General features: G+C 54.8%; 16 protein-coding genes and 3 tRNA genes. 15 read left to right on the plus strand and 4 right to left on the minus strand.

Annotated elements, in window-relative coordinates:
* The first annotated feature begins 5 nt into the window (after positions 1 to 5).
* The 12 genes from cydX to WH298_RS15605 all read left to right on the plus strand — a co-directional run bounded on the left by cydX (position 6) and on the right by WH298_RS15605 (position 6729).
* Positions 6 to 119 carry a cytochrome bd-I oxidase subunit CydX gene (gene cydX, locus WH298_RS15550; RefSeq protein ID WP_007890642.1) on the plus strand — a complete coding sequence of 38 codons (114 nt, stop codon included), beginning with the start codon at positions 6 to 8 and terminating at the stop codon, positions 117 to 119.
* Positions 119 to 412: a cyd operon protein YbgE gene (ybgE, locus tag WH298_RS15555; RefSeq protein WP_180823267.1), complete on the plus strand. Its 294-nt coding sequence runs from the start codon at positions 119 to 121 to the stop codon at positions 410 to 412. The genes cydX and ybgE overlap by 1 nt, the downstream gene beginning before the upstream one ends.
* A gap of 180 nt (positions 413 to 592) precedes the next feature.
* Positions 593 to 1015, plus strand: coding sequence for a tol-pal system-associated acyl-CoA thioesterase (gene ybgC, locus WH298_RS15560; RefSeq protein WP_191322252.1), 423 nt, complete (start codon positions 593 to 595; stop codon positions 1013 to 1015).
* Positions 1012 to 1698 (plus strand): Tol-Pal system protein TolQ, encoded by a 687-nt coding sequence (gene tolQ / locus WH298_RS15565; RefSeq protein WP_007890639.1) that lies wholly within the window; start codon positions 1012 to 1014, stop codon positions 1696 to 1698. Before ybgC ends, tolQ begins: the two co-directional genes overlap by 4 nt.
* A 13-nt stretch (positions 1699 to 1711) precedes the next feature.
* Positions 1712 to 2140, plus strand: a complete 429-nt coding sequence (gene tolR / locus WH298_RS15570; RefSeq protein ID WP_007890638.1) for a colicin uptake protein TolR — start codon at positions 1712 to 1714, stop codon at positions 2138 to 2140.
* Positions 2141 to 2165: 25 nt separating this feature from the next.
* Positions 2166 to 3452, plus strand: a complete 1287-nt coding sequence (gene tolA, locus WH298_RS15575) for a cell envelope integrity protein TolA (protein WP_049850915.1) — start codon at positions 2166 to 2168, stop codon at positions 3450 to 3452.
* Between the two features lie 117 nt (positions 3453 to 3569).
* Positions 3570 to 4865 carry a Tol-Pal system beta propeller repeat protein TolB gene (gene tolB / locus WH298_RS15580; protein WP_007890636.1) on the plus strand — a complete coding sequence of 432 codons (1296 nt, stop codon included), beginning with the start codon at positions 3570 to 3572 and terminating at the stop codon, positions 4863 to 4865.
* A gap of 64 nt (positions 4866 to 4929) precedes the next feature.
* Positions 4930 to 5451, plus strand: coding sequence for a peptidoglycan-associated lipoprotein Pal (pal, locus tag WH298_RS15585; RefSeq protein ID WP_007890635.1), 522 nt, complete (start codon positions 4930 to 4932; stop codon positions 5449 to 5451).
* A gap of 9 nt (positions 5452 to 5460) precedes the next feature.
* Positions 5461 to 6255 carry a cell division protein CpoB gene (gene cpoB, locus WH298_RS15590; protein ID WP_180823268.1) on the plus strand — a complete coding sequence of 265 codons (795 nt, stop codon included), beginning with the start codon at positions 5461 to 5463 and terminating at the stop codon, positions 6253 to 6255.
* A 166-nt stretch (positions 6256 to 6421) separates the two neighbouring features.
* Positions 6422 to 6497, plus strand: a tRNA-Lys gene (locus WH298_RS15595).
* 53 nt (positions 6498 to 6550) lie between these two features.
* Positions 6551 to 6626, plus strand: a tRNA-Lys gene (locus WH298_RS15600).
* Positions 6627 to 6653: 27 nt separating this feature from the next.
* Positions 6654 to 6729: transfer RNA gene (locus tag WH298_RS15605), tRNA-Lys, on the plus strand.
* A gap of 439 nt (positions 6730 to 7168) precedes the next feature.
* Here the strand turns inward: WH298_RS15605 and WH298_RS15610 are convergent.
* Complete coding sequence (locus WH298_RS15610) at positions 7169 to 8641, minus strand: AlkA N-terminal domain-containing protein (protein ID WP_180823269.1); 1473 nt, start codon at positions 8639 to 8641, stop codon at positions 7169 to 7171.
* 158 nt (positions 8642 to 8799) lie between these two features.
* On the opposite strand from WH298_RS15610, the gene WH298_RS15615 reads away from it, so the two are divergent.
* The 3 genes from WH298_RS15615 to pnuC all read left to right on the plus strand — a co-directional run bounded on the left by WH298_RS15615 (position 8800) and on the right by pnuC (position 11262).
* The gene (locus WH298_RS15615) at positions 8800 to 9306 is read left to right on the plus strand and encodes a methylated-DNA--[protein]-cysteine S-methyltransferase (protein WP_180823270.1); all 507 of its coding nucleotides are present in this window, start codon (positions 8800 to 8802) and stop codon (positions 9304 to 9306) included.
* Positions 9307 to 9441: 135 nt separating this feature from the next.
* The gene (gene nadA, locus WH298_RS15620; RefSeq protein WP_180823271.1) at positions 9442 to 10503 is read left to right on the plus strand and encodes a quinolinate synthase NadA; all 1062 of its coding nucleotides are present in this window, start codon (positions 9442 to 9444) and stop codon (positions 10501 to 10503) included.
* Between the two features lie 36 nt (positions 10504 to 10539).
* Positions 10540 to 11262 (plus strand): nicotinamide riboside transporter PnuC, encoded by a 723-nt coding sequence (gene pnuC / locus WH298_RS15625; protein WP_180823272.1) that lies wholly within the window; start codon positions 10540 to 10542, stop codon positions 11260 to 11262.
* Here the strand turns inward: pnuC and zitB are convergent.
* From zitB to WH298_RS15640, 3 genes are read right to left on the minus strand one after another with little or no spacing between them, the layout of a single operon-like run.
* Complete coding sequence (gene zitB, locus WH298_RS15630; protein WP_049850919.1) at positions 11256 to 12224, minus strand: CDF family zinc transporter ZitB; 969 nt, start codon at positions 12222 to 12224, stop codon at positions 11256 to 11258. The two genes, pnuC and zitB, sit on opposite strands and share 7 nt — an antisense overlap.
* The gene (locus tag WH298_RS15635) at positions 12193 to 15279 is read right to left on the minus strand and encodes an ATP-binding protein (protein ID WP_180823273.1); all 3087 of its coding nucleotides are present in this window, start codon (positions 15277 to 15279) and stop codon (positions 12193 to 12195) included. Before WH298_RS15635 ends, zitB begins: the two co-directional genes overlap by 32 nt.
* Complete coding sequence (locus WH298_RS15640; RefSeq protein WP_049850921.1) at positions 15261 to 15845, minus strand: response regulator transcription factor; 585 nt, start codon at positions 15843 to 15845, stop codon at positions 15261 to 15263. Before WH298_RS15640 ends, WH298_RS15635 begins: the two co-directional genes overlap by 19 nt.
* Positions 15846 to 15882: the final 37 nt, after the last annotated feature.

Raw genomic sequence — 15882 nt, forward strand, 5'->3', positions numbered from 1 at the left:
TGAGCATGTGGTATTTTGCCTGGATTCTTGGCACCTTGCTGGCCTGTGCGTTCGGTGTGATTACGGCGCTGGCGCTGGAGCATGTAGAAGAGAGCAGCGCGAAGGACGAACAAGTCTGATGCGCGCACTGATTCAGACACTCTATCGTCTGATGGACAAGGGCCCACTGCGGGCCCTTTCGCTCATCCTTGCGCTGTGGCTGGCGGGCTGTGTGATTTGGCAGCCATCGCGCTTCGCCGCGCGGACCAGTGATTTAGCAATATGGCATGGATTAGTGCTGATTTGGGCAGTGTGCGCGGGCGTGGTGCACGGTACTGGATTCCGACCGCAGCGCCTACGCTGGCAGGCACTGTTTTCACCGTTGCCGGCGATGCTGGTGCTGTTGACAGGAATAGTCTGGTTCTACTATTAAGTCCTGTCTCAGGACTTAAAATTGCTGCTTTTTCAGGCGTTGACGTGAGTTTTTGTCAGTGCCAGGTCAAGAAACATCCCAAAAATCCTTCCAGTTGTTAACGTGTGATAATTATTTTCTCCTGGCTCTGGCGGACCATTCCCAAGCCGATCTCTCTTGCGTATAGTAGCAACGTTTAAAATGAGACCGGGATGTAGAGTGAGTACAACGCTGTTTCGCTGGCCGGTTCGTGTCTATTACGAAGACACCGATGCCGGTGGTGTGGTTTACCATGCCAGTTATCTTGCTTTCTATGAACGAGCACGTACCGAAATGTTGCGCCAGCGCCATTTCAATCAGCAAGTCCTGTTGGAAGAGCAGGTGGCTTTTGTGGTACGACGCATGACAATCGATTTTGTTGCGGCTGCCCGTCTGGACGATCTTCTGGAAATTCAAACAGAAGTGACCTCAATGACGCGTGCAACTATGACGTTCTCGCAGCGTATCGTGAATGCAGAAGGCAAAGTGCTAAATGAAGCAGAAGTCCTGATTGCCTGCATCAACCCACATCTAATGAAGCCAATTGCGCTTCCCAAGTCTATTGTCGCGGAGTTCAAGCAGTGACTGACATGAATGTTCTTGATTTGTTCCTGAAGGCGAGCCTTCTGGTCAAACTTATCATGTTGATTTTGATCGGCTTTTCTATTGCCTCATGGGCGATCATTATTCAGCGTACGCGCATTTTGAATGCGGCGGGGCGCGAAGCCGAAGCGTTTGAGGATAAGTTCTGGTCGGGTATCGAGCTGTCACGCCTGTATCAGGAAAGCCAGGGACGCCGTGATGAACTGAGCGGATCTGAGCAAATTTTCTATTCAGGTTTCAAAGAGTTTGCGCGTTTGCATCGTGCTAATAACCATGCACCGGAAGCGGTGGTGGAGGGTGCGAGCCGTGCGATGCGTATCTCCTTCAATCGTGAACTGGAAACGCTCGAAAACCACATTCCTTTCCTTGGCACCGTGGGTTCCATCAGTCCGTATATCGGTCTGTTCGGTACGGTGTGGGGGATCATGCACGCCTTTATCGCCCTCGGTGCGGTAAAACAGGCAACGTTGCAGATGGTTGCTCCGGGTATTGCTGAAGCGTTGATCGCAACGGCCATCGGTCTGTTCGCGGCTATTCCTGCCGTTATGGCGTACAACCGTCTGAACCAGCGCGTTAACAAGCTGGAACAGGGCTACGACAACTTTATGGAAGAGTTCACGGCTATCCTGCATCGTCAGGCTTTCTCCACCGACAACACGAAGTAAGTCGAGGTTTACGATGGCCAGAACCCGTGGTCGCGGTAAGCGCGACCTTAAGTCGGAAATCAACATTGTTCCACTGCTGGACGTACTGTTGGTGTTGCTGCTCATCTTTATGGCAACCGCGCCGATTATTACCCAGAGCGTGGAAGTGGATCTGCCGGATGCGACAGATTCGAAAACCGTCTCAACTGATGATAATCCACCGGTGATTGTTGAAGTGGCTGGCGTTGGCCAGTACAGCCTGGTAGTGGATCACGATCGTATGACGCAGCTGCCGCCGGAGCAGGTGGTAAGCGAAGCGCAGCGCCGGATTGAAGCCAATCCGAAAACGGTCTTCCTGATCGGCGGTGCGAAAGACGTGCCTTACGACGAAATCATCAAGGCGCTGAACCTGTTACATCAGGCCGGCGTGAAATCTGTCGGTTTGATGACGCAGCCGATTTAAAGCGAACCGTTTTTGGGAACCGAGAGTGTCGAAGGCAACCGAGCAGAACGACAAGTTAAAGCGCGCGATAATTGTTTCGGTGATTCTGCACATCGTGCTGATCGCCTTACTGATTTGGAGCTCGTTTAACGAAAAAATCGAATCCAGCGGCGGTGGCGGCGGCAGTGATATTGACGCAGTGATGGTCGATTCAGGCGCCGTGGTTGAGCAATATAACCGCCAGCAGAATCAGCAACGAGACAGTCAGCGTGCCGAGCAGCAGCGGCAAAAACAGTCGCAGCAGCAGGCCGAAGAGTTACAGCAGAAACAAGCTGCCGAGCAGCAACGCTTGAAAGAGATGGAAAAAGAGCGCTTGCAGGCACAGCAGGAAGCCAAAGAGCAGGCCAAACAGCAGGCTGAGCAACAGAAAGCCGCTGAAGCCGCCGCTAAGCAAGCGCAGGAACAGCAGAAAACCGCCGAAGCGGCCGCCGCGAAAGCCAAAGCGGATGCCAAAGCAGAAGCGGACGCGCAGGCAAAAGCAGCCGCCGATGCCAAAGCCAAAGCGGTAGAAGAGGCTAAGCAAGCCGCGGCTGATGCGAAGAAGAAAGCCGAAGAGCAAGCGAAAGCGGCTGCTGCTGAAGCGGCGAAAGAGAAAGCGGCACAACAGGCGAAAGCCGCCGCAGAATCGAAAGCCAAAGCGGACGCTGAAGCGAAAGCCCAGGCTGCTGCCGATGCGAAGGCGAAAGCAGCTCAGGAAGCAAAAGAGGCCAAAGAGCAAGCGGCGGCTGAGGCGAAAGAGAAGGCCGCTGCAGAAGCGAAAGAGAAAGCTGCAGCAGAGGCGAAAGCCAAGGCCGATGCGGCTGCCAAGGCAAAAGCGGATGCGGCGGCGAAAGCCAAGGCAGCGGCGGATGCGAAGAAAAAGGCAGCAGCTGAAGCGGCGAAAAACGAAAGTGACGTCGATAACCTGTTAGGTGGTTTATCTTCTGGTAAGAACGCACCGAAAAGCGGTACCGCTTCGGGCGGCGCGGCTGGGCAGGGCAATCAGAAGAAGTCTGGCGCATCGGGTGCAGACATTAGTAATTATGCAGGCCAAATCCAGGCAGCAATCAAAAGTAAATTTTATGATTGGGAAAGCTTTAAGGGCAAAACCTGTACTTTGCGTATTCAGTTGATGTCAGACGGTACTGTGGCTGGCGTTAAATCTGAAGGAGGCGACCCGGCACTTTGCCAGGCTGCGGTTGCAGCTGCTCAGCAGGCTCGTATTCCTAAGCCGCCGAGCCAGGAAGTTTATCAGGTGTTCAAAAACGCACCTCTGGATTTCAAGCCTCAATAAATGCAGTAACGTACGGCAGGTTGAACTAAGGTTAGCTTGCCGTACTCTATGAGTACTCGTGTTTTTCAGGAACTGTGCGAATTATCATGAACCTCTGGTTCAGGTAAGGGAGATAAGATGAAGCAGGCACTTCGTGTAACCTTAGGTTTTTTTGTACTGCTGTGGGCAGCCATGCTCCATGCAGAAGTACGTATTGAAATTACGCAGGGCGTTAACACCGCACGTCCTATTGGTGTGGTTCCGTTCCAATGGGCTGGCCCAGGCGCGGCACCAGAAGACATCGGCGGCATTGTTAGCGCTGACTTACGCAACAGCGGTAAATTTAACCCGCTGGATCGTTCTCGTCTGCCACAACAACCCACCAGCGCGCAGGAAGTACAGCCTGCCGCGTGGAGTGCATTAGGTATTGATGCAGTCGTTGTCGGTCAGGTAACCCCTAACGCTGACGGCAGCTATCAAATTGCCTATCAGCTGGTGGATACCGGCGGTGCCCCAGGTACCGTGTTGGCCCAGAACTCTTATAAAGTGACTAAGCAGTGGCTGCGTTATGCCGCGCACACCGCCAGTGATGAAGTGTTCGAGAAGCTGACGGGCATTAAAGGTGCATTCCGTACCCGTATCGCTTACGTGGTCCAGACCAATGGCGGTCAGTTCCCGTATGAGCTGCGCGTGTCGGATTACGATGGCTACAACCAGTTTGTGGTTCACCGCTCACCGCAGCCATTGATGTCGCCAGCCTGGTCGCCAGATGGCAGCAAAGTGGCCTATGTGACCTTCGAAAGCGGCAAATCTGCGCTGGTAGTGCAGACGCTGTCTAACGGCGCAATCCGTCAGGTAGCTTCTTATCCGCGTCACAACGGTGCGCCAGCCTTCTCACCAGACGGTTCTAAATTGGCCTTCGCGCTGTCGAAAACCGGTAGCCTGAACCTGTACGTGATGGATCTGGCTTCAGGTCAGACGCGTCAGGTTACAGATGGCCGCTACAACAGCACTGAACCGACGTGGTTCCCGGATAGCCAGACGCTGGCTTATACCTCGGATCAGGCCGGTGCGCCTCAGATTTATAAAGTTGGAGTTAACGGCGGTGCGCCACAACGTATTACCTGGGAAGGTGCGCAAAACCAGGATGCGGACGTGTCAACTGACGGTAAAACGATGGTGATGATCAGCAGCGCCGGTGGCGCTCAGCATGTCGCCAAACAGGATCTGGTAACGGGAGCCGTTCAAACAATAACGGACACGTTCCTGGATGAAACGCCAAGTCTGGCGCCAAACGGCACAATGGTAATCTATAGCTCTACTCAGGGGATGGGTTCCGTGTTGCAGTTGGTTTCAACCGACGGGCGTTTCAAAGCGCGTCTTCCGGCAACTGATGGACAGGTCAAATTCCCTGCCTGGTCGCCGTATCTGTGATGCATAGGTCCCCTGCACGGCGGGGGATTAAAATGTATGGCAAACAAAATAATAGGATAAAGAAATGCAACTGAATAAAGTGCTGAAGGGTTTGATGCTGGCTCTGCCGGTTATCGCAGTAGCTGCATGTAGCTCACACAAAAACAACAACAACGATCAGACTGGTATGGGCGCTAACGACGGTGCTTACGGTGCTGGTGCGGGCCAGAACGGTAACATGTCTTCTGACGAGCAAGCACGTCTGCAGATGCAGCAGCTGCAGCAGAACAACATCGTTTACTTCGGTCTGGACAAGTATGACGTGCAGTCTGATTACGCTCAGATGCTGGATCAGCACGCTGCATTCCTGCGTGGCAACCCGTCTTACAAAGTGACCATCGAAGGTCATGCGGATGAGCGCGGTACCCCAGAATACAACATCGCCCTGGGCGAACGTCGTGCAAGCGCCGTTAAGATGTATCTGCAAGGCAAAGGCGTTTCTGCTGACCAGATGTCTATCGTGTCTTACGGTAAAGAAAAACCAGCTGTACTGGGTCATGACGAAGCGGCTTACGCTAAAAACCGTCGTGCCGTACTGGTTTACTAAGATAATCGTATGATGAGTAACTTCAGACTTCATCTATTGAGTCTGTCGTTACTGGTTGGTTTAGCGGCCCCCTGGGCCGCTAATGCCCAGGCGTCAATCAGTAGCGTTGGCTCAGGCTCGGTCGAAGACCGCGTCACCACTCTTGAACGTATCTCTAATGCCCAGGCTCAGCTTCTGCAGCAGTTGCAGCAGCAGATGAGCGATAACCAAAGCGATATCGATTCGCTGCGCGGGCAAATCCAGCAAAATAGCTATCAGCTTAATCAGGTGATTGAGCGCCAGAAACAGCTTTATCAGCAGATCGATAGCCTCAGCTCCGGCAGCAACGGTGCCCAGGCGAGCGGTGGTGCCGATGCTGCTGCAGCGGGCGCAGCGACCTCTGATAGCGGCAGCAACAGCAGCGCCACTGCGGCAGCGCCAGCTCAAACCGGCGATGCCAATACGGACTACAATGCTGCCGTTGCGCTGATTCTGGAGAAGAAGCAGTACGATCAGGCGATTACCGCCCTGCAGGCTTGGGTGAAGAAATATCCTGATTCTACCTATCAGCCGAACGCCAACTATTGGCTTGGTCAGCTGTTTTACAACAAGGGTAAAAAAGACGATTCCGCTTACTATTTTGCCACAGTGGTAAAGAATTATTCGAAATCGCCAAAAGCCCCAGAAGCGCTGTTTAAAGTTGGCGTGATCATGCAAGAGAAGAATGACACGGCGAAAGCCAAGGCCGTCTTCCAGCAAGTGATCAAACAATTCCCAAATAGTGATTCTGCGAAGCAGGCGCAAAAACGCCTTGCCGGGTTGTAATTTGTGCATAAAAGACCGGATTTCGTGTGATTTCTGGTCTTACAGCATGAAAGGTAAGCAATTGAGACATTTAGTGGAAAATAAGGGTTGCGCCGCCCCGCTAAATCAGTAATATATGCCGCCGTTGCCGGGACATATCTTAACAAGTATCGGCAGCACTGAAGATGGGTCGTTAGCTCAGTTGGTAGAGCAGTTGACTTTTAATCAATTGGTCGCAGGTTCGAATCCTGCACGACCCACCATCTCAACCCGTTGTTAGTGAGATGATTTCTTCAGTAAGCTTCACAACCTTGATGGGTCGTTAGCTCAGTTGGTAGAGCAGTTGACTTTTAATCAATTGGTCGCAGGTTCGAATCCTGCACGACCCACCATCAAGCATAAGGTTGTAAGCCCTCAACGGGTCGTTAGCTCAGTTGGTAGAGCAGTTGACTTTTAATCAATTGGTCGCAGGTTCGAATCCTGCACGACCCACCAGTTATGTAGAAAGGCGCCCTAAAGGCGCCTTTTTGCTTTTCTACGTTTTAATAAAATTTTAGCAGTGTTGCTTTGGGATGGGTGCCGGGCTCTAAAAGGCGGGACGGATCGCGAAGACACATCACATCCCTGTGGATCGGCCTCGCAAGTACTCGCCTCATCCATGAGGCTCGCCCGCACGCGGGCAACGCTTCGCGTTGTGCAAAAACGCTCCCGGCGTTTTTGTCCATGGCTCGGACGCTTAGCTCCTTCCGCACTCGCCTTTACTGGCCCTTAAGCTTTGTCGTTGCTTTAAATAATCGCACCGATGCATAACGAAGACGGAAGGATCGGGCGGTGGAGTAAAGCTTCCGGCGCATGGATGCGCCGGCAGAGCCTACAGGGATGTATCCACGGCGATTTTACGCAACCGCCCGATCCTTTCGGCTGTTGGCACGGTTTAATTACTTTTAATGACCTTAACCGGCGTCAGACTTTTCCAAATATGCAGCACAGCATAGCTGCGCCACGGTCGCCAAACCTGTGATAACTGTTCCGCCACTTTGGCACTCACGCCGCCAAGATTATTACGAATCGCAATATCCTCTTTCGGAAACGCATCCGGCCAACGCAGAGCGCGCATCGCAATATAACTCGCCGTCCACGGCCCAATCCCTTTCAGCGCCAGTAACTGTTGCTGAACCACATCAGGATTCACCGCACCGTTAAACCGCAAAGCGCCAGAAGCACGCGCCTGCGCCAAAGCCTGAATGGCTTGTGAACGCGCACTGACAATTCCGAGGCTGGCGATATCATCAATGCTTGCCGCCGCCAGCGTCTCCGCATTGGGTGGCAAACGAGACAGCTCTGGCCACGGCGTTGCTAGTGATTCGCCAAAGCGTTGTGCCATACGACTGCTCAACGTCGTTGCGGCTTTCACGGTAACCTGCTGGCCGAGTATCGCACGCACACCCAGCTCAAAGCCGTCAAACGCACCAGGAACGCGTAAACCGGGAAAGCGCGATAAACTCTCCGCCAGTAGCGGATCGTGGCTCAGATGCTCTGCTATACGCTGTGGTTGCGCATCCAAATCAAACAGATCGCGCAGACGACGCAGTAGGGCGGGAAGCACCGGCGTCAACGACGTGGTGAATTGCACTTTCAACGACTGTTTCTCAGCAAGATGGCTCACGCGCACCCAGCCGCGACAATTGCCCAACGCCACGGTGCGGTGGTAAATGCCGCCGTTCACCCATTCCACCTCTTTCATCACGCGCTGCTGTAGAAAATCGAGTATTGCGTCCCAATCATAAGGCGGGCGATAACTCAGGCGCAGCTCGGCACTTTCCTGAATGGGAGTGACAGAATCGGGTTGGCTCTGCTTGCGTAAGCGGGAAGGCGTCATGCGATAACGTGCCTGAAACACATCATTAAAACGCCTCAGACTACGAAAGCCGCTCGCGTAAGCGATTTCCGTCACTGGCAGCGAGGTTTCAGTTAAAAGTTGCTTAGCGAGCAGCATACGGCGCGTCTGACGCAATTCTAATGGCGACACACCTAGCTCATGCTGCACTACTCGACGGAGTTGGCGCTCACTTAGGTCAAACTCGCGAGCAATCTCTGCGAGCGTCTCCTGCTCCTCCAGCAAACCTTCTTCGATGCGTCGAATTAAGCGATCGGCAATACGATGATGACTGTCCACCGGTGCAAAGCCCGGCGCCAGCTCAGGGCGGCAACGCAAACAGGGGCGGAAATGCGCTTTCTCGGCGGCTTCAGCGCTGCTAAAAAACAGGCAGTTCTTCTGCATCGGCGCTTTCACCGGGCAAATGGGCCGACAATAAATGCCGGTTGACGTCACGCCAACGAAAAACAGCCCGTCGAAGCGACTATCACGCGAGGTCAGCGCCTGGTAAGCAATTTCAGGATCAAACATCATGATCTCCAGCAAATAAACCGCATGGTCGCGCAAGCTGAACAGGAAAACTCGCTACTTTCGGACAGCTAACCAGTTTATGCTGATGACCGAAAACAGCCAGTTTCTCAGGTTAGAAGTGCGATAATCGCCAACAGAGATTACGTCGGAGGTGCACTATGTATCATGCCAAAAATATCGCCACCCCTGTTGGGGAGCTCACGCTTATTGCTACTGACAACGGATTGTCGGCCATTCTGTGGGAAAACGAAGGTGCGCAGCGCGTACCGTTGACGCCGATCAGCCATAACGATCAACACCCCATTCTCTGTGAGGCGGAACGCCAGCTGCGCGAATACTTCGCTGGTGAGCGCCAGCAGTTTGATATGACATACGACACGGTTGGTACCGAATTCCAGAAAAAAGTCTGGCAAGCGCTACTCACGATTCCGTTTGGTGAAACCCGTAGCTATCAGCAAATCGCCGTTCAAATCGGTAATCCCAAAGCGGTGCGCGCGGTAGGCGCGGCGAACGGTAAAAACCCGCTGTCGATTATGGCGCCGTGCCATCGCGTGATTGGCAGCAACGGAAAACTGACCGGCTTCGCGGGCGGTCTCAGCGTTAAAGCATTCCTGCTGGAATTGGAAAGCCCACAGAAATCTATGAGCAGCGTATTGTTGCTATAGGGCGCGCAAAAAAGAGACGACACTCTCGCGTAATTCCGCTATCGTGTTTAGCATATAAAACACGACAGCGGTTTTGATGCCGCATCATTGCCGTAGCAGGCAATTTTGTTAAATTGAGAAAACGAGAGCCGTGTCATGAGCCTGATGTTTGATCCTGAAAGCGCAATCTATCCTTTCCCGCCGAAACCGGCACGTCTCAGCCACGATGAAAAAGCCCACTATAAGAACGAAATCAAACGCCTGCTGAAAGAACGTGATGCGGTGATGGTGGCGCACTACTACACCGATCCCGAAATTCAGGCGCTAGCGGAAGAGACCGGCGGCTGCGTGTCGGACTCACTGGAAATGGCGCGTTTTGGCAGCACGCATCCGGCGAAAACCTTGCTGGTGGCGGGCGTGCGTTTTATGGGGGAAACCGCGAAAATCCTCAGCCCGGAAAAAACCGTACTGATGCCCACGCTGCAGGCCGAATGTTCGCTCGATCTCGGCTGCCCCATTGAAGAGTTCAATCGCTTCTGCGATCAACATCCTGACCGCACCGTGGTGGTGTATGCCAACACTTCAGCGGCGGTCAAAGCGCGTGCGGATTGGGTGGTAACATCAAGCATCGCGGTTGAGCTGATTGAGCATCTCGACAGCCTCGGCGAGAAAATTATCTGGGCACCCGATCGCCATCTTGGCCGTTACGTCACGCAGCAGTCCGGCGCCGATGTGCTGTGCTGGCAGGGCGCGTGCATCGTGCATGACGAATTCAAAACCCAGGCGCTGCAACGCATGAAGGCACTCTATCCGGATGCAGCGGTGCTGGTGCATCCGGAATCACCACAGGCGATTGTCAATCTGGCCGATGCGGTGGGCTCCACCAGCCAGCTGATTCAGGCGGCGCAAAGCTTGCCGCATCCACAAATGATCGTCGCCACCGATCGCGGTATCTTCTACAAAATGCAGCAGGCGGTGCCGGAAAAAGAGCTGTTGGAAGCGCCAACCGCCGGCGAGGGCGCGACTTGCCGCAGCTGCGCGCACTGTCCGTGGATGGCGATGAACGGCCTGAAAGCGATTGCTGAAGGATTGGCGCGCGGCGGCAGCGAGCATGAAGTTCACGTGGACAGCGCCTTGCGGGAGGCCGCGTTGCGACCGCTCAACCGCATGCTATCCTTTGCAGCAGATCTCAAACTCAAGGTAAAAGGGAACGCATGACGCGCACCCTTAATATTTAGGGTATAGGTACTTAGCATGGACTTCTTTAGCACGCAAAATATCCTGGTTCACATCCCGCTCGGCGTGGGCGGCTACGATCTCTCATGGATTGAAGCCGTCGGCACCGTCGCGGGCCTGATGTGCATCTGGCTTGCCAGTCTCGAAAAAATCATCAACTACTTCTTCGGTCTGATTAACGTCACGCTGTTCGCGGTGATCTTTTTCCAGATCCAGCTCTATGCCAGCTTGCTGTTGCAGTTGTTCTTCTTCGTCGCCAACGTCTATGGCTGGTACGCGTGGAGTCGGCAAACGTCCAATAACGAACACGAGTTACGGATTCGCTGGCTGCCGCTGCCGAAAGCGTTGGGCTGGGGTGCGGCATGCGTGGTGGCGATTGCCTTGATGACGGTGTACATCGATCCGGTGTTCGCTTTTCTAACCAAAACCGCGGTGGGTATCATGCAGAGCATGGGACTCAACGTGGCGATGCCGCAGCTACAGCCCGATGCGTTCCCATTCTGGGATTCGTGCATGATGGTATTGTCGATTGTGGCGATGATTCTGATGACGCGTAAATACGTTGAAAACTGGCTGCTGTGGGTGGTGATCAACGTGATTAGCGTAATGATTTTCGCCCGTCAGGGCGTGTATGCGATGTCGCTCGAGTACGCGATCCTGACGCTGATTGCCCTCAACGGTTCGCGCTTGTGGATGCAAAGCGCACGCGAACACGGCTCGCGTGCGCTATCACATCAGTGATGGTGATGGGCATGTCCTTCCAGCGCAGCATGATCATGATGATCGTGCTGCGCTGCATGACTCTCTAAACCGAGCTCGCAATCTGGTCCGCTACAGGCTTGATACTCCATCTGCACCGTGGCGTGGGCAATTTGATAGTGCTCGTGCAAATAGTGGTGAATACGTTGCAGCAAGCCGTCATGGTCGTAAGGCGGTATCACCTGCACATGCAGCGTCAGCACCGGTTTTTCACCTACTTGCCAAACGTGCACATGATGCACATTACGCACCTCATCAATATTGCGCGTCAGCTCGCGCGACAGCTTATCGGCATTGATATGGCCTGGCGCGCCTTCCAGTAACTCATGCAAACTCTCACGCAGCAGCGACCAGGCGCTGCGCACCACCAGTAATGACACCAGCAGCGAAAGAATCGGGTCAATCGGCGTCCAGCCAGTCAGCATAATGATTACGGCGGCGACAATTGCACCAACCGAACCGAGTAAATCGCCGAGCACGTGCAGCGCTGCAGCGCGCACGTTAAGATTTTTCTCTTCACTGCCGCGATGCAGTAGCCAGAATGACAGCAGATTAGCGAATAATCCGGCAATGGCGATGCCTAACATCAAACCACCGGCAATCGGCTGTGGCTGATAGAAGCGACGCAGCGCCTCCCAGACAATCAGCACGGTAATTACCAGCAGCGCGATAGCGTTAACGAACGCCGCCAGCGTGGTCAAACGCAGCAGACCAAACGTATGACGCGCATTTGGCTTGCGCTGGGCAAACTGTACGGCCAGCAGCGCCATCAGCAGTGCGGCGGCATCGGTCAACATATGTCCGGCATCCGCCAGTAACGCCAGCGAACCTGAAACCAGTCCGCCAATCACTTCGGCCACCATAAACAGCGCGGTCACGCCAAATGCGGCCGCCAGTCGCGTGCGGTTGCCGTTAGCTGAGCCGTGAGAATGAGTGTGTGCCATAATTTTCCAGTTGTTTTAGTAACCTGTTTGTTAATGATATCAGTAAATTGAGATTATCAACCTGCAACTGTTGCTGTTTAGCCTGCACAATCAGTTGCTGGCAGCGCTCGGCTACCTCCTCCATACCCAACATCAACCAGCTGCCCTTCATGCGGTGCGCCGCCTGTTCCAGTAAGGACCAGTTCTGGGTCGCGCGCGCGTTAAGCAGCGCATCACGATCCTGCTGTAGGGTACGTTGCAGAGTCTGGCAAATGCGCGGAATAAACGCCTGATTATTCTGCGCCAGAATCAGCAGGCTATTTGGCAACGCAGCCAATGGATCCATTGCCGCTCGCGCCAGCAGCGGTGCCAGATGATCGAGCTCGAACGGTTTTAACAGTAATGCTTCATCATCCTGCAGCGTCATTTTCAGCAACTGTACATCGGCAGAGCAGAGCACGCGCAGCACGTTTGTGCCACGCTGGCGCTGACGACGGCGCAGAATGCGCAGCAGGGTTAAACCATCCGGGCGCGGCATCATCTGGTCGATAAACAGCATATCAAACGGCTGCCTGTCATCTGCCTGCAGCAGCGCTCGACCCTCTTCAAACACCATTGCTTCCACGCCAAAGTTGGCCAGCTGCTGCTGCATCACTAAAAGATTGGTGGGATGATCGTCAACGATCGCTACGCGCAAATGGGAATAGCGTGGCCAGCTTGCTGTGCGCTCGGTTGATGGCGCTTCACTCAGCACCAGCGGCAATTGCACCCTAACCGTGGTGCCGAGTCCTGGCTGCGAAGTCAGCGTCAGCGTGCCCCCCATGCGTTGCACGATTTCGCGGCAGATAAACAGCCCCAAGCCGCTGCCTTGCACGGCATGGCTTTTGCCGGACGGCGCTTGGTACCATGGCTCGAACAGCTGCGCTTGCTCGCTGAGCGGGATGCCACTGCCGCTGTCGGTCACCGTCAGCTGAATATCTTCCTCGACCGCCAGCGACAGGCGCACTTCGCCCGCGCGGGTAAATTTTAGCGCGTTGGCCACCAGATTATTCACCACCTGCTGCAGGCGATCGCCATCCAGCAACACGCAGGCTGGTAGCGGCGTCAGCGCTTCAGCAATCAGCACTGGCCCGGTGTCACGCATCAAAGGATGATAAAACTGCTGCTGTTGCTGTAGCCAGTGCACCAGATTAAGCGGGCGTGGCGCCAGGCGGAAGCTCTGACTCTCAATGCGTGCGTGATCCTGCAGATCGTTCAACAGGGCCATCAGCGATCGCGCGCTGCTGTGCATCAGCGCCAGGCGTTCGCTCGGATGCTGCTGCTGTTCCAGCTCCAGCAAACCGAGAATTGCCTGCATCGGCGTACGCAGCTCGTGACTGGCGGTGGCGAGAAACTGGCTCTTGGCGGCATTAGCGCGCTCGGCCTGTTCGCGCTGCCGCCGGTCGCGGCGCTGTTGCCAATAGCGACGCAGCAACAAGGCTAATAGCAGCAAAATCGTCATGCCGGCGACGATCAGGATCATCAACGGAATATTGCGCATCGCCATGCTGTTACCCGGCTGTGGCGGCTGTGACCAGCTCACGCGCATCTGGTTGAGCGTGTCGGGGGGAATCTGTTGGAGTGCATGATCGAGCAGCGCACGTAACTGCGGTTGTGCAGCACTGACCTGCGGCGCCAATGGCCAGGCAATATCGCTGGCGGCAAACGCCAGATGAACGCGATTATCCTGATGACTCGCCATGCGCCAGCGCGCTGACAGCACGTTATCCACTAAGGCATCGATCTGACCACTGTTCAGCGCCTGCCACAGCTGTGCGCGATCCTCAAACAGCTGTGGCACCATGCCGGGTGGCAACAAACGCTGGGCTAAATCTGCGCGCACGATGCCAACGCGCTGGCCTTGCAGGGTTTGCCAGTTCATGGGTTGCGATGTGGAAAGGGTATAAATCCCCCAAATGGCGCGCCAAACCGGCAAGGTATTGCTGTTGGCATCGTCGCCAAACAGCGGCTGAAACAGTTTCAGCATCACCTGCTGTTGTTGCATTAACGTGGTGGCCTGTTGCGGATTGCTAACCCAATGCGGCGTAAAGCGCAGGCCGGTGCTTTGGCTGAGCGCATTGAGCAGATCGATACCAAAGCCGCGAGCATTGCCATTGCTATCGCGATAGCTCCACGGGGCGTTATCTGCTTCAACGGCGTAAGGGATGTCAGTATGCTGCGCCAGCCACTGCTTTTCGCTGGCTGAGAGCATCAGGGTTTGCGTGTCCTGATAGCGCAACAGCGGCGGGCTCCAGCGCTGCTGTACGCGATTGCTGAACTCGGCGGGCAGCAGGCGCAGCTGGCTGTTGAGCCAGTGAATCAGGGCTTGATCGCGCGTTAAAGCGCGTAAGGTTAACTCGCTGGCGCCGGGATCGGCGGTAATCTGATAAATCTGTCCCTGCTGCAGCTGGCCGAGCAAAAAGCCCGCGCTGGCTTCGTCAGCCACCAGATAATCGCTCTGCTGATTCAGCAAGGCATACAGCGCCTGCAGATCACCCGGCAGGCTATGCCAGCGGTGCTGCTGCACAAAATCGGCTGGCAGTTGGGCCAGCGTGGCTTCAGCGATAGTGAGCTGGGCGGTCTCGCTATTGAACATCACCGCGCGCTGGTTATCGCGGTTGCGATAGATGCGAATCGGGCTGCTGTACCAGCTGTCGCTCAGCAGAATATCGGGCGGCAACTGTGTGTGTTCGGTGCTCAACACCAAATCCACCTCGCCGCGCTGCAGCGCCGCCAGCTGCTGACTACGATCCGCATAGCTTTGCAGCGTAAAGTGGGTGCCGGTCAGTTGGCTGAGAGCACTAAGATAATCAGCATCAATGCCCCAAATGCGATCGCCGATCCGCATCGCCCATGGGGCGCTATTTTGCGCCGGAACCGCGACGCGCAACGATGCACCGGGCCATGGCTCAGCATGCGGCGCAGGCATCATGGCGGGCAACATCACGCTGCTGGCGGGTTGCAAATCGGCTCTCGCCAGCAGACTCAGCAGTAACGTACACAGCAACAGCCAAATCCTCACTGCTGCGCTTTCCACAGTTCGGCGAGTTCTACAACCGATTGCACGCCGGTTTTCTCCAGAATATTTTTCTTGTGGGTGCTTACGGTTTTATTACTGATATGCAGCTGTTCGCCAATCTGCAAATTCGACAATCCCTTCACCAGCAGCGCCACAATTTGCTGCTCTTTCTCGGTTAAAGGCAGTTCGATACGTTCTGGCAGCGGCGGGAAGGCTTGTTGGCCGCCGAGCACCGCCAAAATGGCACTGAGCAGTTGCGCCATACTTTGGCTCTTTACCACATAACCGGCGGCACCGAGCGATACCGCACTGAGCAACGTGTGGCGACTCTGCTGTGCTGAGTAGATCAACACCGGGCATTGCTGATTGCGCAGGCGTAAACGGCGCAATAGCTCCAGTCCGTCGCAGTCCGGCAAACCGATATCAAGCACAATCACATCAATGTGATGCAGCTGAAGCAGTTGGCGTGCTTGCGCTTCATCGCCAGCAGCGTGAATTTTTAAGGGGATGGGGGCGTGAGCACTCGCCGCTTCCAGTGCGACGGCAACTAACGGATGATCATCAATAAGTAGCAATGAAGCCATGAATCAGTTCCTGTGAATTTCATTGCTCCAGCATAGC

This window comes from Pantoea nemavictus (genome assembly GCF_037479095.1).
Lineage (GTDB): Bacteria > Pseudomonadota > Gammaproteobacteria > Enterobacterales > Enterobacteriaceae > Pantoea > Pantoea nemavictus.

Bases quoted from the DNA above. Each gene is read 5' to 3' on its own strand.
- cydX (WP_007890642.1), top strand. From the start codon at position 6: ATGTGGTATTTTGCCTGGATTCTTGGCACCTTGCTGGCCTGTGCGTTC.
- ybgE (WP_180823267.1), top strand. From the start codon at position 119: ATGCGCGCACTGATTCAGACACTCTATCGTCTGATGGACAAGGGCCCA.
- ybgC (WP_191322252.1), top strand. From the start codon at position 593: ATGAGACCGGGATGTAGAGTGAGTACAACGCTGTTTCGCTGGCCGGTT.
- tolR (WP_007890638.1), top strand. From the start codon at position 1,712: ATGGCCAGAACCCGTGGTCGCGGTAAGCGCGACCTTAAGTCGGAAATC.
- tolB (WP_007890636.1), top strand. From the start codon at position 3,570: ATGAAGCAGGCACTTCGTGTAACCTTAGGTTTTTTTGTACTGCTGTGG.
- pal (WP_007890635.1), top strand. From the start codon at position 4,930: ATGCAACTGAATAAAGTGCTGAAGGGTTTGATGCTGGCTCTGCCGGTT.
- cpoB (WP_180823268.1), top strand. From the start codon at position 5,461: ATGATGAGTAACTTCAGACTTCATCTATTGAGTCTGTCGTTACTGGTT.
- WH298_RS15610 (WP_180823269.1), bottom strand. From the start codon at position 8,641: ATGTTTGATCCTGAAATTGCTTACCAGGCGCTGACCTCGCGTGATAGT.
- WH298_RS15615 (WP_180823270.1), top strand. From the start codon at position 8,800: ATGTATCATGCCAAAAATATCGCCACCCCTGTTGGGGAGCTCACGCTT.
- nadA (WP_180823271.1), top strand. From the start codon at position 9,442: ATGAGCCTGATGTTTGATCCTGAAAGCGCAATCTATCCTTTCCCGCCG.
- pnuC (WP_180823272.1), top strand. From the start codon at position 10,540: ATGGACTTCTTTAGCACGCAAAATATCCTGGTTCACATCCCGCTCGGC.
- zitB (WP_049850919.1), bottom strand. From the start codon at position 12,224: ATGGCACACACTCATTCTCACGGCTCAGCTAACGGCAACCGCACGCGA.
- WH298_RS15640 (WP_049850921.1), bottom strand. From the start codon at position 15,845: ATGGCTTCATTGCTACTTATTGATGATCATCCGTTAGTTGCCGTCGCA.